The 19,508-nt window shown below is 52.7% G+C and carries 20 protein-coding genes and 2 pseudogenes; 12 read left to right on the forward strand and 10 right to left on the reverse strand.

Annotated features, from left to right (window positions below):
- Positions 1-91: 91 nt before the first annotated feature.
- The 4 genes and pseudogenes from cspE to mgrB form a co-directional block, all read right to left on the reverse strand.
- The gene (gene cspE, locus GJ746_RS15670) at positions 92-301 is read right to left on the reverse strand and encodes a transcription antiterminator/RNA stability regulator CspE (RefSeq protein ID WP_001062678.1); all 210 of its coding nucleotides are present in this window, start codon (positions 299-301) and stop codon (positions 92-94) included.
- A 12-nt stretch (positions 302-313) separates the two neighbouring features.
- Positions 314-458, reverse strand: a pseudogene (locus tag GJ746_RS15675) (DUF2627 domain-containing protein).
- A 590-nt stretch (positions 459-1,048) separates the two neighbouring features.
- Entirely contained in the window at positions 1,049-1,339 is a 291-nt protein-coding gene (locus GJ746_RS15680; protein ID WP_154681022.1) for a YebO family protein, read from the reverse strand.
- 74 nt (positions 1,340-1,413) lie between these two features.
- Positions 1,414-1,557, reverse strand: a complete 144-nt coding sequence (mgrB, locus tag GJ746_RS15685; RefSeq protein WP_154681023.1) for a PhoP/PhoQ regulator MgrB — start codon at positions 1,555-1,557, stop codon at positions 1,414-1,416.
- 159 nt (positions 1,558-1,716) lie between these two features.
- Between mgrB and GJ746_RS15690 the strand changes: the two genes are divergently transcribed.
- The gene (locus tag GJ746_RS15690) at positions 1,717-1,956 is read left to right on the forward strand and encodes a YobH family protein (protein WP_154681024.1); all 240 of its coding nucleotides are present in this window, start codon (positions 1,717-1,719) and stop codon (positions 1,954-1,956) included.
- Positions 1,957-2,001: 45 nt separating this feature from the next.
- Here GJ746_RS15690 and kdgR read toward each other — a convergent pair whose 3' ends face one another.
- Positions 2,002-2,793, reverse strand: a complete 792-nt coding sequence (kdgR, locus tag GJ746_RS15695) for a DNA-binding transcriptional regulator KdgR (protein WP_154681025.1) — start codon at positions 2,791-2,793, stop codon at positions 2,002-2,004.
- 177 nt (positions 2,794-2,970) lie between these two features.
- Here kdgR and GJ746_RS15700 point away from each other — a divergent pair, with 177 nt between their 5' ends.
- Complete coding sequence (locus tag GJ746_RS15700; RefSeq protein ID WP_154681026.1) at positions 2,971-4,344, forward strand: MFS transporter; 1,374 nt, start codon at positions 2,971-2,973, stop codon at positions 4,342-4,344.
- A 72-nt stretch (positions 4,345-4,416) separates the two neighbouring features.
- On the opposite strand, the gene htpX is transcribed toward GJ746_RS15700, so the two are convergent.
- From htpX to GJ746_RS15720, 4 genes and pseudogenes are all read right to left on the reverse strand, one after another.
- On the reverse strand, positions 4,417-5,298 hold the full coding sequence (htpX, locus tag GJ746_RS15705) for a protease HtpX (protein ID WP_004122003.1): 882 nt from the start codon (positions 5,296-5,298) through the stop codon (positions 4,417-4,419).
- Positions 5,299-5,532: 234 nt separating this feature from the next.
- Positions 5,533-7,581 (reverse strand): carboxy terminal-processing peptidase, encoded by a 2,049-nt coding sequence (gene prc / locus GJ746_RS15710; protein ID WP_154681027.1) that lies wholly within the window; start codon positions 7,579-7,581, stop codon positions 5,533-5,535.
- Positions 7,582-7,600: 19 nt separating this feature from the next.
- Positions 7,601-8,284, reverse strand: a complete 684-nt coding sequence (gene proQ, locus GJ746_RS15715; RefSeq protein ID WP_154681028.1) for an RNA chaperone ProQ — start codon at positions 8,282-8,284, stop codon at positions 7,601-7,603.
- A gap of 81 nt (positions 8,285-8,365) precedes the next feature.
- A pseudogene (locus GJ746_RS15720) lies at positions 8,366-8,879 on the reverse strand (GAF domain-containing protein).
- A 132-nt stretch (positions 8,880-9,011) separates the two neighbouring features.
- On the opposite strand from GJ746_RS15720, the gene yebS reads away from it, so the two are divergent.
- The 5 genes from yebS (at position 9,012) to GJ746_RS15745 (ending at position 15,053) form a co-directional block, all read left to right on the forward strand.
- Positions 9,012-10,295: a membrane integrity lipid transport subunit YebS gene (gene yebS, locus GJ746_RS15725; protein WP_154681030.1), complete on the forward strand. Its 1,284-nt coding sequence runs from the start codon at positions 9,012-9,014 to the stop codon at positions 10,293-10,295.
- Positions 10,264-12,897: a PqiB family protein gene (locus tag GJ746_RS15730; protein WP_154681031.1), complete on the forward strand. Its 2,634-nt coding sequence runs from the start codon at positions 10,264-10,266 to the stop codon at positions 12,895-12,897. The genes yebS and GJ746_RS15730 overlap by 32 nt, the downstream gene beginning before the upstream one ends.
- A 78-nt stretch (positions 12,898-12,975) precedes the next feature.
- Positions 12,976-14,409 carry a 16S rRNA (cytosine(1407)-C(5))-methyltransferase RsmF gene (gene rsmF / locus GJ746_RS15735; RefSeq protein WP_154681032.1) on the forward strand — a complete coding sequence of 478 codons (1,434 nt, stop codon included), beginning with the start codon at positions 12,976-12,978 and terminating at the stop codon, positions 14,407-14,409.
- 115 nt (positions 14,410-14,524) lie between these two features.
- A complete protein-coding gene (locus tag GJ746_RS15740) occupies positions 14,525-14,764 on the forward strand; it encodes a YebV family protein (RefSeq protein WP_004852069.1) in 240 nt (79 codons plus the stop codon).
- Positions 14,765-14,861: 97 nt separating this feature from the next.
- Positions 14,862-15,053, forward strand: a complete 192-nt coding sequence (locus GJ746_RS15745; RefSeq protein WP_154681033.1) for a YebW family protein — start codon at positions 14,862-14,864, stop codon at positions 15,051-15,053.
- Here GJ746_RS15745 and pphA read toward each other — a convergent pair.
- Positions 15,050-15,703, reverse strand: a complete 654-nt coding sequence (gene pphA, locus GJ746_RS15750; protein WP_154681034.1) for a protein-serine/threonine phosphatase — start codon at positions 15,701-15,703, stop codon at positions 15,050-15,052. The genes GJ746_RS15745 and pphA overlap by 4 nt on opposite strands.
- Before the next feature lie 129 nt (positions 15,704-15,832).
- On the opposite strand from pphA, the gene GJ746_RS15755 reads away from it, so the two are divergent.
- The 5 genes from GJ746_RS15755 (at position 15,833) to GJ746_RS15775 (ending at position 19,508) form a co-directional block, all read left to right on the forward strand.
- Positions 15,833-16,813: a VirK/YbjX family protein gene (locus tag GJ746_RS15755; protein ID WP_227852817.1), complete on the forward strand. Its 981-nt coding sequence runs from the start codon at positions 15,833-15,835 to the stop codon at positions 16,811-16,813.
- Between the two features lie 154 nt (positions 16,814-16,967).
- A complete protein-coding gene (locus GJ746_RS15760; RefSeq protein ID WP_227852819.1) occupies positions 16,968-17,066 on the forward strand; it encodes an Ecr family regulatory small membrane protein in 99 nt (32 codons plus the stop codon).
- Positions 17,067-17,635: 569 nt separating this feature from the next.
- Positions 17,636-18,187, forward strand: a complete 552-nt coding sequence (locus GJ746_RS15765; protein ID WP_154681036.1) for a spore coat U domain-containing protein — start codon at positions 17,636-17,638, stop codon at positions 18,185-18,187.
- Between the two features lie 22 nt (positions 18,188-18,209).
- On the forward strand, positions 18,210-18,725 hold the full coding sequence (locus tag GJ746_RS15770; RefSeq protein ID WP_154681037.1) for a spore coat U domain-containing protein: 516 nt from the start codon (positions 18,210-18,212) through the stop codon (positions 18,723-18,725).
- An 18-nt stretch (positions 18,726-18,743) separates the two neighbouring features.
- Complete coding sequence (locus GJ746_RS15775) at positions 18,744-19,508, forward strand: molecular chaperone (protein WP_154681038.1); 765 nt, start codon at positions 18,744-18,746, stop codon at positions 19,506-19,508.

The raw sequence follows: 19,508 nt of genomic DNA on the forward strand, positions 1-19,508 counted from the left end.
CAACAGCGGGGGAAGGATGGACATGTTTTGCAATAAAAACTAAAAAGCCCCGCAAGTGCGAGGCTTTCTTACAAGATTCAGTGGACTTGAATCAGATAGCAGTTACGTTAACTGCAGCTGGGCCTTTCTGGCCGTCCTGAATTTCGAACTCAACGTTCTGGCCTTCAGCCAGAGTTTTGAAGCCGTTACCCTGGATAGCGGAGAAGTGTACAAACACATCTTTGCTGCCATCAGCCGGAGTAATGAAGCCAAAACCTTTAGACTCGTTGAACCACTTAACTTGACCTTTAATCTTTGCCATTTGCAAAATTCCTTAGACTGTTTTCTTCGCCCTTAGGCGCTTTCATAGATAAAACTGACACATGACTGCATGAGGCACTAATATAAGGTTCGGCAGAGAAGCGGTATTCAACGACAACGTGTTTACTCAGGACTTCTTTACTGAAAATGCCACACATAAACAGAACTGTACCTCGTTTAACCCGAAACGTGTTATCACATACTACGTAAATAATGGCAAGCCATTTTTAGACGGCTCTCGATCGCTCGCACAAATTATAAGGGAATCATTTGATCGCCTGCACATTTATGCGACTTTGCTTCCATAACCTATCCTTTATAATCGCGCTTTTTCTCCGCAAACATGCCCTGCTGCGGCAACTTATCCTTCATAGCTCAACAACTTCAGCGCGCCAGAATCACGGGCTAGCCAAACTGCCAAATTTAGGGGTATACAAAAAGCCCTGCATAAAGATGCATATACATGTTCATATCGTCAGGTGAAAGATTGCTTTATTAGTACATATTATAATATCGAAATGCGTTAATTGCAGAACGCAAAATATTGTCTATACTGCACGCGAATAATGAAAGCTTGATGACACTTATGTCTTCTTTATTCTTTTATTTGATTAACTAAAAAAACAATTAAGCACAGCGTAAAAAAACGCCTTTCTCCAGAGAGAAGGCATAAAAATAATTTATGGATAAGAGGAGGTTAAGATTTGAAACAGGCGCACACCGCAATGGTGCACACCTGTCAGTCGGATTAGCGCTCTGCTACAAGGCGAATAAAATCGTCATCGCCTTTCCCTTTCTCGGCTACCGAAGATTCAGCAACGCTCTCCTTTTCTGGCTCATTGGCCTCACAAAGGCGGCGCAGCAGCGCGTTTTGCCGCTTTTGCTGATCCAGCAGCGCCTGCAGCAGCGCTATCTGCTCATTAGCGCGCGAACTGGCACGATTAACAAAAAACCATAACAACAGGCCAACAAGCAACAGCACCACTGAAAGTGCTATAGATGCCAGACTTACAATCCCGGGATTTAGTAACTCACTCATTTCACCACCTCAAAGAGAAGGCGCTCATTCTACCACTGGCGCAGCAGAAGAAAATCAGTCATATAAAAAATGTCTTACCAGGGAATAAACTTATTGATAGTGCAGACGCCGTTGAAGAACTGTACATCCTGATCGCACATTACGTTAAGCATCTGAGTCCATAGCAGTAAACAGCCTGCAATGATGACTATCAGCAAAACCCACCGTAATTTTTTCACTCCACTCTCCGCATCAGAATCAGATGTCGCCAGGATAACATGACCTTCTTAAACCGCGGCTAACTGTAATACGAAAGGCATGTTTAGGAATCATAGACTTGTTTCAACTCGTGTTCATGCCAGAATAGGCGCAGGGATAATACAAATATTGAGGCAACAATGCGATTGATCATTCGTACCATTGTGGTGCTGGCTATCTTGTGGATTGGCGTATTATTAAGCGGTTACGGCGTATTAATAGGCAGTAGTGAGAACGCTGGCGGGTTGGGATTACAGTGTAAATATCTCACGGCGCGCGGTATCAGTACCGCACAATATGTTCATTCCAGTAGCGGTATTATCGGCATTAGCGATTGCCCTATTCTTCGCAAAAGCGTCACGGTTGTTGATAACGGCTAGTTATGATCAAGGCTACAAAATTTGTAGCCCTGATTATGCCTGAGATCAGAACGGATAATCGTTATAGCCCATCTGCTCTGAAATTTTACGCGCGGCAGTATGCAGCATTGCGACATATTCGTTCAGTCGCTCTTCCGAGAAGCGCAGCGTCGGGAAAGAGATACTCAGTCCAGCGATAACCACCCCGAAGCGGTCGAAGACCGGTACCCCGATACAGCGCAGACCCTCTTCCTGCTCTTCATTGTCTTCGCCATATCCCTGCTCGCGGACTTTATCCAGAACCGCCAGCAGCTCTTTAGTACTGGTAATGGTGCGGTCAGTGCTGCGTTTGTACTCCACGCCTTCCAGAATCTGCTCAACTTCCGCGCGATCGCGCCAGGCCAGCAGCACTTTACCAATAGCGGTGCTGTACAGCGGATTACGGCGACCAATGCGCGAATACATGCGCAAATTGTACATTGAGTCGATTTTGTGGATATAAACAATGCTGTCTTCATCCAGCGCACCCAGATGGACGGTCTCTTTCGTCAGACGTGAAAGCTCACGCATCTGAATGTCCGCACTGCGCACCAGATCGACATTCTGCAGGGCCCGAGCGCCAAGTTCGAAGAGTTTCAGGGTCAGTGAATACTTTTCGGATTCGCCCTCCTGAGCTACGTACCCCAGAGATTTCATTGTCTGCAAAAAGCGATAAACGGTGCTTTTTGACATCATGACGCGCTGGGACAGTTCGGTAATGCCAATTTCACGCTCTTCGCCAAGCGCCTGCAAAATGCCAAAAACCTTCAATACCGAAGAGACAGAATCTGGCTGTTTATCCAAATCTGCAACTGCCATTTATCACCTCATCGTAACTGTTTTATAAAAATTAGAACCGGTTTTTATTATAAATTCGCATCCCGTCAGCCGCAATCGTTCTTCTGCCTCTTAGTTACAAATCTGCGACATACCGCTGAATAATCAATGCTAAAATCATTACCCAGTTAATAGTCCCCGATAAGATAGAAACTTCACATGGATAAAAACCTCCCCGATGGGCTACCATTACCGGAACGTTACGGCGCGATTCTGACCATAATATTAGGTTTAACAATGGCCGTACTGGATGGCGCCATCGCTAACGTCGCTCTTCCCACCATCGCAGCGGATTTAAACGCTTCGCCCGCGTCGTCGATCTGGATCGTCAATGCCTATCAAATCGCCATCGTTATCGCGCTACTACCGCTCTCTTTCCTCGGCGATATGGTGGGCTACCGACGCATTTATAAAATCGGGCTGGTGGTATTCATCTTCACCTCTCTGGCCTGCGCGCTCTCCCGCAGTCTGGAGTTGCTGACGCTTGCGCGCGTTGCCCAAGGGCTTGGCGGGGCTGCGCTGATGAGCGTCAATACCGCCTTGATACGCCTGATCTTTCCCCGACGGTTTCTTGGTCGCGGCATGGGTATCAACTCTTTTGTCGTCGCCGTCTCCTCGGCTGCGGGGCCAACAATCGCCGCCGCGATTCTGTCGATAGCTTCATGGCAGTGGCTGTTTCTGATCAACGTACCGCTGGGTATTATTTCGCTAATTCTCGCGATGCGTTTTCTGCCAGCCAACGCAAGCCGCAGCAAGGTCACCCGCTTCGATCTGCCCAGCGCTATCATGAACGCACTCACTTTTGGCTTACTGATTACCGCGCTTGGCGGGTTCGCTCAGGGCCAGTCTGGTGAACTGGTTCTGGCCGAAATCATCGCAATGCTGATCGTTGGATTCTTCTTCGTCCGTCGTCAGCTCAAGATGCCCGTCCCTCTGCTTCCGGTTGATCTGCTGCGCATTCCGCTTTTTTCACTGTCTATTTGTACCTCAATCTGCTCTTTCTGCGCCCAGATGCTGGCCATGGTTTCGCTGCCGTTCTTCCTGCAGTCGGTGATAGGACGTAGCGAGGTGCAAACCGGTCTGCTTTTGACGCCGTGGCCGCTGGCCACCATGGTGATGGCGCCGCTAGCCGGCTATTTAATTGAAAAATTCCATGCGGGTCTTCTGGGCGCAATTGGCCTTGTAATAATGGCCTGCGGTCTGTTCGGCCTCGCCCTGCTGCCCTCCTCCCCATCGGACCTGGATATTATCTGGCGAATGGCGCTTTGCGGCGCGGGTTTTGGCCTGTTCCAGTCCCCTAACAATCACACTATTGTCTCCTCAGCGCCCGCTCATCGCAGCGGCGGAGCAAGCGGTATGCTGGGGACCGCGCGTTTGCTTGGACAAAGCACCGGCGCCGCGCTGGTGGCGCTATTGTTTAACCTGTCGGGGGATGGCGGAACGCATACCGCACTTCTGCTAGCCGGGATCCTTGCCGTTGTCGCGGCGGTCGTCAGCGGGCTTCGCGTCACCCAGCCGCGCGCCAGGGCGTAACCAAAAATCTGCCGAAAAAAAATCCGCAGCCCGAAGGTTGCGGATTTTTGTTTTTATCGCCAGGGCGAACAATTACTTCAGGTATTCGCCGCTGCGCAGAGCTTCAATTCGCTTATCCAGAGGCGGGTGAGTCATAAACAGCTCGCTCATGGATTTGGCTTTACCGTTAATGCAGAATGCCATCATGCTGCTGGCTTCCTGCGGTTCGTAGCTGGTTTTCAGGCGCTGCAGCGCGGCGATCATTTTCTCACGCCCCACCAGTTTTGCTGAACCGGCGTCGGCATGGAACTCACGATAGCGAGAGAACCACATGGTGATAATGCTGGCCAGAATACCAAATACCAGCTCCAGTACCGTAGCGACCGCAAAGTAGATCAGCGGGTTGCCGTTGCTGTTTTCACCTTCATCGCGGTTTCCACCGAGGAAGCCCGCCGCAATCTGCGCGATAACGCGTGAGATAAAGATAACGAAGGTGTTCACTACCCCCTGAATCAGCGTCATAGTCACCATATCACCGTTGGCGATGTGGCTAATCTCATGAGCAATGACCGCTTCCGCTTCATCACGGCTCATATTCTGCAACAGTCCGGTGCTGACGGCGACCAGCGACGCATCGCGGCGCGCACCGGTAGCGAAGGCGTTAATATCCGGCGCATGGTAGATGGCAACCTGCGGCATACCAATTCCCGCCTGCCGCGCCTGCTGCGCGACGGTGTTCATTAACCAGCGCTCTGTTTCGTTACGCGGTTGTTCAATAACTTCCCCACCGACCGATTTCAGCGCCATCCACTTCGACATCAGCAGCGAAACGATTGAACCACCAAAACCAAACAACAGCGCCATAATCAGCAGCCCGGTCATGCTGCTTGACTGAATTCCCGTCAGGCTTAGCACCAGCCCGAATACGACCATCACTGCCAGGTTAGTCAGCAGGAAAAGCGCGATTCGCATCATAATTTTCTTTTTACCTCGATTTAACAAAACGCACTATGCGATTACCCACATGGTATGGGTAGGATGCTAATTTTCAACCATCAGGCCCCGCTAAGTCACGAGAAAAACACAACTTTACATTTTGTAGCATATTGCTGACGCTCGCTAAAAGCGTTGACATTTTGTTGTAATCAGGTTGGGGATATCGGGATAAGAAAAGAAAAACGGGCACAAGTTATTGTGCCCGTTGGAGGATTATTTGCTGGCTGGCGGCTCTACCGCTGGCCGCTCTTTTTGCTGATGGGCCAGGTCGAGCGCAATATGAACCGTTTCATCAAGATACGGATCGGGCTCCTGGTAATCCTTCGGCAAATCTTCCAGTTTCTTCAGTAACGGCTTACCTTCACGCTTCAGGCGATCGTTAACCCGGGCCAGACGAATCGCATCATCTTCCTCGTTCTCCTTTTCACGCTGCGCGTAGTTCAGGGAAACGATGTTGCGTTTGTCTTTCATCGCGTTATAGCGAGCGATGTCCTTCATGATGTACTGGAACTCAGAGTCTTTCGCGATACGCTCATCGTGGCGCTTCAGCAGTTCCGCGCCAAACGGCGTCAGATCGCCGTACTTCACGTAGGTTGCCGCATTGACGCTATCCCACGGCAGCGCGTTATCCTCATACTTCTCGCCGGTCTCACGCTCTTCCGTTCCGGTCGGCATCATGATATCCGGCGTTACACCCTTACGCTGAGTACTACCGCCGTTAATGCGATAGAATTTCTGGATGGTGTACTGTACGGACCCCAGAGCCGGCCAATCAGGGCGCAGCATTTGATCGTAAATACGGTTCAACGAACGATACTGCTGGACGGTACCTTTACCGAAGGTCGGCTCACCGACGATCAGCGCGCGTCCGTAGTCCTGCATCGCAGCGGCGAAGATTTCCGAAGCCGAAGCGCTGAAGCGGTCGACCAGCACCACCAGCGGGCCTTTGTAATACACCACGCCGTCAGTGTCGCTGTCTTCACGCACTTTACCGTTGTTATCGCGCACCTGGACAACCGGGCCGGATGGAATAAACAAGCCAGAAAGCGAAACCGCTTCGGTCAGCGCCCCGCCACCGTTGCTGCGCAGGTCAATAACGACGCTGCTCACGTTCTGTTTCTCCAGCTTCTGCAGCTGCACCTTAACGTCATCCGTCAGGCCAACGTAGAAACCAGGAATATCCAGCACGCCAACTTTTTCTTTACCAACGGTTTTGACTGACATTTTAACCGCACGGTCTTCAAGACGAATACGTTCGCGCGTTAAGGTAACAATACGCGTTTTCGCCCCTTTGCCCGCAGGTAAAATTTCCAGGCGAACCTTGCTGCCCTTGGGCCCTTTAATCAACGCCACGACATCATCAAGACGCCAGCCGATCACATCGATCATGCTTTTACCCGGCTGGCCCACGCCAACAATACGGTCGCCGACGCTGATGGCTTTGCTCTTCGCCGCTGGACCACCGGCCACCAGTGAATTGATCACCGTGTAGTCGTCATCCATCTGCAGGACCGCGCCGATACCTTCCAGAGACAGGCTCATTTCAGTATTGAACTGTTCGGTATTGCGCGGAGAGAGATAGTTAGTATGCGGGTCGATTTCACGCGCAAAAGCGGTCATCGCTAACGAGAAAACATCTTCACTGTTGGTCTGCGCCAGACGGCGGATGGCAAACTTGTAGCGACGGGTTAAGGTTTCGCGAATCTCTTTGTCATCTTTGCCAGCCAGCTTCAGGCTGAGCTGATCGAACTTCACCTTGGCATCCCACAGCGCATTCAGCTCGGCTTCATCTTTCGGCCAGGGAGACTTGCTGCGATCGAGGTTGAAGTTGTCATTGCCGGTAAAGTTCATCGGACGTTCAAGCACTTTCAACGCATATTGATAGCGTTCAAAACGACGTTTCTGCGCCAGGTTATACAGGTCATAGAAAACGTCCAGCTTCCCGCTGCGCAGCTCATCGCCAATTTGGTTCTTTTTCGCGGCAAACTGAGTCACATCGCTGGCCAACAGCACGTTATGGCTGTAATCCAGCAGGTTCAGATAGCGATCGAAAATTTTCGCCGAGAAGGCATTATCGAGATCGAACTGGCGGTAGTGGGAGCGGGTAAAGCGCGATGTTACGCGCTCGCTCACCGTCGCGTGCTGCGGCTCTTCTTTCAGCACGGGGATTTGATCAATCCGGGTTATATCGTCCACGGCGAACGACTGGCCTGCGATTACCAACAGACCCGCCAACGCGGTGAGCTTAAAGAATTTGTTCATGCCTGGCCCGGCCTCCGTTTCAGAACACCAGGTGTTCTGCGCGTACAATCATTGACATACCAGAAGTCAGCTGTACACGAACGCCATCTTTGGTGATTTCCAGGACGGTGGCGTCCATTGCATTATTACCTGCTTTCACCTTCAGTGCCTGGCCAACGGTCAATACAGACACATCTGATACAGGGGTATGACGCTCTTCGCGCGGCGCTTTGGCTACTGGAGCCGGGCGCGGTTTACGCTGCTCAGCGCCTTCTTTACGACGCGCATGAGGCTGAGGACGTGGTTTACGCTCGCGACGAGCACCTTCTTCCGACTGGCCAGCTGCGGCAGCGGCTTCGCGTTTTTTCGCTTGCTGAGCTTCACGCTGCGCCTGAACGCGCGCTTTTGCTTCTTCAAGCTGCTGACGGGCGTGAGCGACATGCTGCTCTTCCAGTTCGCCGCATGGGTTGCCGTCAAGGTCAACGCGGACTGCGCCAGGCTTAACGCCGTACAGGTAGCGCCAGCTCGAAGTATAAAGACGCAATGCAGCACGAAGTTGGGTTTTGCTGAGATTCATCTCTCCGCCAACGCGCTCAACGAGATCCTGAAAAATACCGACTTTCAGGGGACGAGCTTCGCCTTCAGCGCTGAAACACTGCGGGAAGCGTTCGGCCAGAAACGCAATGACTTCTTTACTGCTATTCAACTTAGGTTGATTTTCCATGAAATTTCCTGATTACAACGGACGTAGCCAACAAGCCGCAGGCATGAACTGGCGTCATTATAATGACGTCATCGGTAAATGCTACGTTATCCGTTGATTATCCTGCGACGCGGGTGAATATTTTTTGATAATCAGTCGCAGAAATGAGTTTTTCCAGATGTGCGATCAGCTCTGTTAACCCCTGCTCATCTTCAGCTGTGAAGCGAGACCGGGCGGTACTATCGATGTCGAGAACGCCGATAACCTTATTATGCACCCGCAGAGGAAAGACGATTTCCGAATTACTGGCGGCGTCACAGGCTATGTGACCATCAAAGGCGTGAACATCCTCGACTCTCTGTACGCGATTCTGCGCAACGGCGGTACCGCATACGCCGCGTCCGACCGGAATACGAACGCAGGCCAGTTTACCCTGAAACGGGCCAAGCACCAGCGTATCGCCTTCCAGCAAATAGAAGCCGGCCCAGTTAACTTCGCTCAATCGCTCGAACAACAGCGCGCTGGTGTTTGAAATCATCGCCAGAAAACTGGTTTCGCCTGCCATTAACGCCTGAAAATCGCGGTTCAAGTCCGCGTAGAATTCTGATTTGTTCATTATATGATCGCTTAGTTGTCTTACTACCTTACACTTACAGCCTAATAAAATAAGCTTTAAATGCGTTCATGCTCAAGATGAATTCATTCCTGAGTTAAGATAGAGAGATACACTCATTTCTGTAAGCTATAGATGCCACTAAAAACACCCAGGATTACGCCAGCAAAAAAAATGATCGTCTATTCGGTCAGCGCTCCTGTTGCGCACGCTCACTATCAGCGTTGCCCACAGTGCGACCTGCTGTTTCGTTTACCAGTACTTAAGAAGAATCAAAGCGCCTGGTGCCCTCGCTGCAACGCCAAAGTGCGCGATGGACGCGACTGGTCCTTGACCCGTCTGGGCAGCATGGCAATCGCAATGCTGCTGCTGATGCCTTTTGCCTGGACTGAACCGCTTCTGCGTCTGCATCTGTTAGGCGTCCGTATCGACGCTAACGTCCTGCAGGGGATCTGGCAAATGACCGGCCAGGGCGATCCGCTGACCGCGGCAATGGTGCTATTTTGCGCGGTCGTTGCGCCAGTTCTGCTGGTGGTCTCCATAGCCTACCTGTGGCTGGGTAACGTACTGGGCATGAATCTACGCCCGATCCTGCTTATGCTGGAACGATTAAAAGAGTGGGTGATGCTGGATATTTACCTTGTCGGCATCGGCGTTGCCTCCATCAAGGTACAGGATTACGCATTCCTGCAGCCCGGTATCGGGCTTGTCGCCTACGTCTCGCTGACGCTGCTCAGTATCCTGACGCTTATTCATATGAACGTTGAAGAGCTCTGGGAGCGTTTTTATCCCCAGCGTCCGGCGCTGCGGCCGGATGCAAATCTGCAGGTTTGTCTCGGCTGTCATTATACCGGACACCGCGATTCACGCGGACGCTGCCGCCGCTGCCATACTCCCCTGCGCCACAGACGTCGCCAAAGCCTGCAAAAAAGCTGGGCCGCGCTGATTGCGTCTATGGTTTTCTTACTGCCTGCCAACCTGTTGCCGATCTCCGTTATTTACGTCAACGGCGCGCGCCAGGATGACACTATCCTTTCCGGCATCATGTCGCTGGCTAACAGCAACGTCGCCATCGCCGGGGTGGTGTTCATCGCCAGTATTCTGGTTCCATTCACCAAAGTTATTGTATTGTTTACGCTGCTGGTCAGCATACAATTCAAGTGTGAACAGGGCTTACGTACCCGTATCCTGCTGCTGCGGCTGATTACCTGGATCGGCCGCTGGTCTATGTTGGATCTTTTTGTCATCGCATTAACCATGTCGCTGATCAACCGCGATCAGCTCCTCGCGTTTACGATGGGGCCCGCCGCGGTCTACTTTGGCGCCGCGGTAATATTAACTATCCTTGCTGTTGAATGGCTGGACAGCCGCTTACTTTGGGACGCACATGAGTCAGGAAACGCCCGCTTCGCCGACTGAAGCCAAAATTAAAACTAAACGCCGCATCTCGCCATTCTGGCTGCTGCCGGTCATCGCGCTACTGATTGCCGGTTGGCTGATTTGGACCAGCTATCAGGATCGCGGAACGACAATTACCATCGACTTCCAGTCGGCCAATGGTATCGTTCCGGGGCGCACGCCTATTCGTTATCAGGGGGTAGAAGTCGGTACGGTAGAGAATATCTCGCTGAGTAAAGACCTGAGCAAAATCGAGGTTTCGGCCAGCGTTAAAGGCGACATGAAAGATGCGCTGCGCAAGGAGACCCAATTCTGGCTGGTAACGCCGAAAGCTTCTCTTGCCGGCGTATCCGGTCTTGATGCGCTGGTTGGCGGTAACTATATCGGCATGATGCCCGGTCAGGGCGAGCCTGAAGATCACTTTGTCGCCCTCGATACCCAGCCGAAGTACCACATCAATAACGGCGAGCTGATGATTCACCTCAAGTCAGCGGATTTAGGCTCGCTTACCAGCGGTTCGCTGGTCTATTTCCGTAAGATTCCGGTCGGCCGGGTTTATGACTATGCCATTAATCCGAATAACCAGGGCGTCACAATTGATGTGCTAATTGAGCGTCGTTTCACTAATCTGGTGAAAAAAGAGAGCCGCTTCTGGAACGTTTCCGGGGTGAAGGCCGACGTTAGCTTAAGCGGCGCTAAGGTACAGCTGGATAGTCTCTCGGCGCTGGTAAACGGCGCCATTGCCTTTGACTCTCCGGATAATTCTCCCCAGGCCCAGCAGAATACGGATTATCACCTGTATGAAGATCTGGCTCATAGCCAGCGCGGGGTCGTGGTTAACCTTGAGCTTCCCGACGGCGCGGGCCTGAAAGCCGGCTCAACGCCGCTGATGTATCAGGGCCTCGAGGTTGGCCAGCTCAGTAAGCTGAATCTTAATCCGGATGGAAAAGTGACCGGAGAAATGACCGTCGACCCGAGCGTCGTCAGTCTGCTGCGGGAAAAAACGCTGATTCAGATGAAGAAGCCTAAAATTTCGCTGGATAACCCCAGCGTTAGCGCCCTGCTGACCGGCACCACCTTTGAGCTGGTACCCGGCGAGGGTGAACCGCGCAACCAGTTTGCGGTGCTGCCTGCCGATAAATCCATCCTGGAAGAGCCGGATGTCGCCACCGTTACGCTAACCGCGCCGGAAAGCTACGGTATTGATGCCGGACAGCCGTTAATTCTCCACGGCGTGCAGGTCGGCCAGGTCCTCGAACGTAAACTGAACGCCGATGGCGTCACTTTCCAGGTCGCGGTTATGCCGGAGTATCGCTCATTGGTTCGCGGCGACAGCAAATTCGTGGTTAACAGCCGCATCGACGTTAAAGTCGGTATCGACGGCGTGCAGTTCCTCGGAGCCAGCGCCAGCGAATGGGTAAACGGCGGGATCCGCATTATTCCTGGCGATAAAGGCGCGATGCAGAGCCGCTATCCGCTGTACGCAAACCAGGAAAAAGCGCTGGAAAACAGCATGAGCGACCTGCCGACCACAACGCTGACTCTTTCAGCCGAGACCCTGCCGGACGTGCAGGCAGGCTCCGTGGTGCTGTATCGTAAATTCGCGGTCGGAGAAATCATTACCGTTCAGCCACGCAAGAGCGCTTTTGAGATCAACATCCATATCAAACCGGAATATCGCCATCTGCTGACCAGCAACAGCGTGTTCTGGGCCGAGGGCGGCGCAAAAGTGCAGCTCAACGGCAGCGGTCTGACGGTTCAGGCTTCTCCGCTTTCCCGCGCGCTAAAAGGCGCGATCAGCTTTGATAATCTGAGCGGCGCCAGCGCCAGCGCGCGTATTGATAACAAACGCGTGCTGTATGCTTCAGAAACCGCCGCCCGCGCGGTGGGTGGACAGATAACCCTGCATACTTTCGACGCGGGTAAAATTGCCGAAGGTATGCCGATTCGCTATCTGGGGATTGATATCGGTCAGATCCAATCGCTGAAACTGATCACCGCGAAAAACGAAGTCCAGGCGAAAGCGGTCCTCTATCCGGAATACGTCGACACCTTTGCCCGCGCCGGTACGCGCTTCTCGGTGATTACCCCGCAGATTTCGGCCGCGGGGGTTGAACATCTGGACACCCTCTTCCAGGCCTATGTCAACGTTGAACCGGGACGCGGCTCGCCGCGCCGTGATTTCGAAATTCAGGAAACCACTATTAGCGATTCACGCTATATCGACGGCCTGAGCATTATTGTCGAAGTGCCGGAAGCTGGCTCGCTGGGTATCGGTACGCCGGTCCTGTTCCGTGGTTTAGAAGTCGGTACCGTAACCGGCCTGATGCTTGGCTCAATGTCAGATCGCGTTATGGTGCAGCTGCGCATCAGCAAGCGTTATCAGTATCTGGTACGTAATAACTCGGTCTTCTGGCTGGCTTCCGGCTATAGCCTCGACTTTGGCCTGATTGGCGGGGTGGTGAAAACCGGTACCTTTAATCAGTTCATCCGCGGCGGTATTGCTTTTGCAACACCTACGGGTACGCCGCTGGCGCCGAAAGCGCAGGATGGTAAACACTTCCTGCTGCTGGAGAGCGAACCGAAAGAGTGGCGCGAATGGGGCACCGCTCTGCCGCGCTAAGCGTAAAAGGCTCCGGTGTCCGACGCCGGAGCCTTTATGCTAAACTACGCACCCTTTTTTCGTTGTGGTGCGCTCCCCGTGGCTCAAAACGCAGTCTTTCTTCCTGAAGAATTCCTCGCTCAAATGCGTGCGGCAATGCCCGCGCATCTCTCTTTCGATGATTTTATCGCCGCCTGCCAGCGCCCGCTGCGCCGAAGCATTCGCGTCAATACGCTGAAAATCAGCGTGGCTGATTTTTTGCAGCTGGTAGCACCCTATGGCTGGCAGCTAACGCCGGTACCATGGTGCGCAGAAGGCTTCTGGATCGAGCGTGAAAACGAGGACGCCCTGCCGCTGGGTAGTACCGCTGAGCATCTTAGCGGGCTGTTTTACATTCAGGAAGCCAGCTCTATGCTGCCGGTCGCCGCGCTGTTTGCCGACGGCGCAACGCCGCAGCGGGTAATGGACGTGGCCGCCGCGCCGGGTTCTAAAACGACGCAAATAGCGGCACGCATGGGCAATGAAGGCGGGATCCTCGCTAATGAATATTCAGCCAGCCGGGTCAAGGTGCTGCACGCTAATATCAGCCGCTGCGGAATTAGCAACGTGGCGCTAACCCACTTTGATGGCCGGGTTTTTGGTGCCGCGCTGCCAGAATGCTTCGACGCAATTCTGCTCGATGCTCCCTGCTCCGGCGAAGGCGTTGTGCGTAAAGATCCTGACGCGCTGAAAAACTGGTCGCCGGAAAGCAACGCGGAAATCGCCCAAACCCAGCGCGAGCTTATCGACAGCGCATTCCACGCGCTTCGTCCCGGCGGGACGCTGGTGTACTCCACCTGTACTCTGAACCGACAAGAAAACGAAGAAGTGGTTAACGGACTGCTGGCGCGTTATCCGCAAGCGGTAGAAGTCTTGCCGCTGGCCACACTGTTCCCACAGGCCAGCGAGGCGTTAACCGAAGAAGGTTTTCTCCACGTCTTCCCGCAGATTTTTGACTGCGAAGGCTTCTTCGTCGCCCGCTTACACAAAACCGCCGCCATCGAACCGCTCCCGGCCCCCGGCTATAAAGTAGGCAAATTCCCTTTTACCCCGCTTAAAGATCGTGAGTCTGCCGCCATCGCTAGCGCTGCCGCCGCCGTTGGCCTGCAATGGACCTCTGACCACAGGCTCTGGCAGCGGGATAAAGAAATCTGGCTATTCCCCCAGGCGCTGGAGGAGTTATTTGGCAAAGTGCGCTTTTCCCGCATCGGTATTCGTCTTGCCGAAACCCACAATAAAGGCTATCGCTGGCAGCATGAGGCGGTAATCGCGCTTGCCGCGTCCGATTCTCCTTTTGAGCTGACTCAGGCCGAAGCGGAAGAGTGGTACCGCGGTCGTGACATCTACCCCGAAACGCCGCCGCAGCAGGATGATACGATTGTAACGTTTCAGGGTGCTCCGCTCGGGCTGGCGAAAAAAGTTGGGTCGCGTTTAAAAAACAGCTATCCCCGCGACCTGGTACGTGATGGAAAACTTTTTAACACCAAAGCGTGATGATGCGCCAAAAAAACGCACTTTTTCACTGGCGCTTTGCGCCTCTTTGTCTACGCTGAAAAATGTCGGTCTTAACTGGTCGTACCACAACTCAGCAGACAAACGGGGTGAATTTATGGCGAAAACTAACGTACGTATCGGCGCGTTTGAAATAGACGACGCCGAACTGCACGGCGAACAGCAGGGAGAGCGAACGTTAAGCATACCATGCAAATCCGATCCAGATTTATGTATGCAGCTTGATGCATGGGATGCTGATACCAGCGTACCCGCGATACTTGATGGTGAACACTCTGTCCTCTACCGTAAGCACTACGATCGCCAGTCTGATGCCTGGGTCATGCGCCTTGCCTGACTCAAATGAACCCGTCGCCTGAGACGGGTTATTTATTTCCCCGCCTCTCCGACATCTCCTACACTTAACGATATGTTTTTCAGGATATGAGGCCAGGATGTTTGCCTTAGTACTGTTTATTTGTTATCTGGACGGAGGCTGTGAAGATATCGTTGTGGATATTTACGATAACGAGCAGCAGTGCGCGACCTCAATGGACGAGCAGCGGATACGCCACGGCGGCTGCTTTCCGGTAGAAGATTTTATCGATAGTTTCTGGCTTCCCGCCCGAGAATACAGCGACTTTTAGCCTGCCTGCTGTAGCGCAACCAGCGTTAACTCTCCGCCAAATACCGCGCCGGTATCAATATAATGCTGGTTATCGCTGTCATAGCGCCGCTTGAGCGACGTATGGCCAAACCAGAAATGGTCAGCGCCAGCAATGGCGCCGTGACGCCCGGCCAGATGATCGGTTAGCCGCCGGCGGCTCCACAATACCTGATGCGCATCCACCTCCTGCTGCCAGGCATAAACCGCGGCGGGGTAATCCGCGTGGGCAATCACATGAACCACCTCGCCGCAGCGGAGTTCTATCACCAGCGGCAGATATTGACAGCGGGCGATTAGCTCCGCCAGACCTCCCTGCTGTTGCGCAGAGCTTTGTTTATACCAGCCGCCGCCGTTCATCTCCCACAGCGCCGTCTTGCCGCCGGTAAGCGCCTCCAGCGCCATCTGCTCATGGTTTCCACGCACGGCATAAACCCAGCGACAGCGTAGTAAGTTCAGACACTTTGCGCTCTGCGGCCCGCGATCGATAAGATCGCCAACAGAGAGGAGAAGGTCGCGATAAGGATCAAATTTGCGCTCACGCAGAGCGGCTATAAGCTGCGTAAAACAGCCGTGCAGATCGCCAACCAGCCAAATATTACGCCAGGCGGAACCGTCAATACGCTGATACATATATCGCCCTCCCAGCATAATTATAGGAATATTCCACCAATTTAGCGCCTGAAAAATTGCCACCTCAATAAACCATCAACGAAAGCCAAATATAGTTCGTCGGACCGTTAAGCTCTCCACGATATCTCCATAGAATACAAACCAAATAACAACGAGGTACTCATCGTGACGGATAACAGCCTGCATTCAGCCAGCGTAGCTGAGCGACGCCCGCATCTTATTACCGATTTAGTCATGGGCCGCTTAACTCCGGCGCCAATATGGCAAAAACGTAATTACCGGATTAAATTTTTACTCCGCACAGCCTTATTTTATGCGCCCACCCGCAGCATGCTGGAAAGCCTGTCGGCGCGCGCGGATTTCAACCAGCTGTTGGCCGCTCAGGTAACGCTGCCGGGTAAAGTCCATCGCCAGTATTTATCCCGCGGTTTAAACGCCAGCCAGCGCGCGCAGGCCATTATCAGCCACTATCAGTTTGTTGATTCTCTGGGCAACTCGCGCCTGGCCAACGCCATGACCGCCGCGCAAGAGATGCCGCTGCTTGAACTGACGGGCAAAGACGGCAGCCGGTTTACGCTCTCCGCCTCCTCGGCGGGCAAAGCGGAGCGCGAGGGCGAAACGACGCTATGGCTGCGTGATGATGACGAAGTTGTACTTGCCAGCACGACCTTTAGCGTCATCCGCCAACAGGAACAATGGCAGTTGACCATCGGCGGTCTACAGGGGCCACGCAGCACAATCTCACATGAAGTGATTAAGCGCGCCACTCGCGCCTGTCACGGCCTGTTCCCGAAACGCCTGCTTCTGGAGTTTATCTGGCTAATGGCGGCACGTTGCAACATTCATCAGATTTACGCGGTAAGCGATAACGGCCACGTCTTCCGGGCGTTGCGCTATCGGCTGAGCAAAGGACGCCATTTTCATGCCAGCTATGATGAATTCTGGCAATCTATCGAAGGCGTCCCTGACGGGGCCTGGCGCTGGCGTTTACCACTGAAGCTCGAAAGAAAAACGCTCGAAAGTATTGCCAGTAAGAAACGTGCTGAATATCGTCGTCGCTTTCAATTACTGGATGATATGGCCGCCAGGATGGCGCAGCTCGTGGATTAAATAACGGGCTCTCATCTTATTTTTAAACGCCGTCTGGTCCTACGGCGTTTGTCTCTTACATAGAATTTAGCGCCGGTTATGGCTTCGTTTTACTGTTTGTGAACGGTTTTTACCGCGATGTTCAAAACAGAAATACTTCTCCCTGTTGATTATTTTGTTCGCCGCCTTCTGGTTTATTTTCAGCGGCCGAATATGGCTCCTGGGGAGCTCCCCTGAAACAGGTCTCTATCCCACTTTTACGGCGCCAGAATAATTCTTACGAGATTATATTGATGTCCCGCGTCCTCTTTTTGCTCGCCCCCAAAACCTCCCGTATGCTGGCGTAATAACTGCAAAAAATTAGAGCGGCTTTAAAACCATTATTTATTTGTCATACAAATATGTATACTGAGCCACTTCCGATGTTGGCCCATGGACTTCACCTGCACAATGGGCCTGGTTTTGTGCAGGTGTTTTCTCCCCTTCATCAGCTCACGCCGCTCCCCTTAGTTCACCCTATAAATTTTGTCCGCTCTTTTTCTAAAAACTTGATCCAGATCTCGTTTTTAGAAAAAACCCCGCTCACTTCGCGCCCCATCAAACACAAAGAAAAAACATAAACCCAACAACAAATTAACACTAAGAGTTTAAAACCAAATAAAAACCAATTTTAAAGATTAAAAAACCATAAAAAATAAAAATAATAGTCAATTATGCAAAATTACGCATATTCCATAGGAGTAGTTATACGTTAACCAACAAAACCGTGGCAGTTCATCGGTAATAAATATCCATTGCTACATTGTTGTTTTTCTTCAGCGGCTTTCCACTAAGAGGTTCTCCATGAACGTCAAAACGATATCGCGCAGTATCCTGGGCGGCTTAATAAGCGCCATAGTTATTCTTCAACCGGCTTCTGCAGCGGGGACATTAAGCGGCCAGATTGGCGTACAGGTGACGCTTGGTAGCGGATGCAGCGTATCAAACGTCCGCGACGGAGAAAACAACCGCTGGGGCAACATTAATTTCGGTAATTATGGCGATTTAGTAAACTCCATTGATGCAAGTATCGTTGGCAGCGGCGGTGGAAATGCGCTAACCGTAACCTGTACTCAAGATCTGGACTCTACGCTGACGCTTGACGGCGGCCAGTCTGGCGATGCTGATTTGCGTTATATGAAAAACGCCGGCGGCACTCAGCAGATTGCTTATCGTCTCTATTCGGATACCGCCCGCAGTAACGAAATACTGCCTGGTGGAACAATAGCTATCGTAGGAACGGGGAGTCCGCAGGCGATTCCCGTTTTTGCCCGAATCCGCCCGGAAGACCAGAGCGTCAATGCCCCCACGGCCGGTGAGTATAACGATATTGTTACCGCGACCTTGACCTGGTAACAGCATAAGGAAAATGGGCGTCATGCTTCGACCAGAGTGGCTTACATTATTTCTGCTTTTCGCCTCGGGCGCCCAGGCGGCTACTGTGCAGAAGACATTTAAAGTCTCCGCACAGATAACCGCCGGCTGCGCGCTTGGCGCAGGCGATGGTTCACAAACCACCGATTTCGGCACCCTGAGTTTTGGCACTTTGTCATCGCTCTATAACAACGTCGATGTCGCCAGTACTTCCGGCGCAGGTTCCATCATCGTGACCTGCACGCCCGGAACCTCCATTTCAATCGCTCTTGACTATGGTGTTAACGGCGGTTCAGCAACCCAGCGCTTTATGTCGAGCGCCGGCAAGACCCTGGCGTACCAGCTTTATCAGGACGCCAACCGTTCTACGGTTTGGGGAAACAATACGCAGGCTTTAAGCGTCGCATCATTTCCGAGCACCACGCAAACCTACACGGTTTATGGCCGCCTTTTTGCCACGAATGGCTTCCCGGCGGTGGGCTCATATACCGACACGGTCACCGTCACGCTGACCTATTAAATAATTCACAGGTTAACTATGATCCGCTGTAGATTTACGCCGTTTATATTCGCTTTATCGATCCCCTCATCCGCTCTGGCCGCCAGCTCAGTCCTGGTATGGCCGATATTTCAGACTATCGAAAGCCACGAAAAAGGATCTGAACTGTGGCTGGAGAATCGCGGCAGTACGCCGGTAAATTTACAGCTGCGCGTTTTTGCCTGGGATCAAAAAGCGTCTGCGGACACCTACGCCGATCAACGTGATGTTGTCGCCAGCCCCCCTTTTACCACGGTTGCGCCGGGTCAGCGTCAGCTGGTGCGGCTGATGCGCGTTGCTCCCGTCGCGGCCGGCATAGAGAAATCCTATCGTATCGTTATCGATGAGATCCCCCAGGCGCAACCTGCGTCGCCTGTGGATAAAAATTCTGCAGGCCTGAAAATGCGTATGCGCTATGTCCTGCCGCTGTTTACCTATGGACAGGGGATCGTGCCGCTGAAGAACGATGGCCCGGCCGAAGCCGTCAGAACAACGCTGCGCTGGTCGCTCTCGCAGCAAAATAATCGCCAGGCGCTGTGTATCGATAACACGGGCAATCAGCATGCCAGGCTTAGCACGGTTTACTGGGCGAATGCCAACGGCAAAGGGCAGATTCCACAGGCTAACGGCCTTCTCGGCTACGTACTGGCGCAGAGAAAAAGCTGTTTCCCGACCGCGGGAAACTCCCCGCTTCCCTCAGGGATGCATTTGTTCGCCAAATTAACGGATAACGGCCAGGCGGTGGAAATTCCGGCGAATCGTTGA

The sequence above is a fragment of the Klebsiella oxytoca genome, assembly GCF_009707385.1.
In the GTDB taxonomy this organism is placed as follows: Bacteria; Pseudomonadota; Gammaproteobacteria; order Enterobacterales; family Enterobacteriaceae; genus Klebsiella; species Klebsiella oxytoca_C.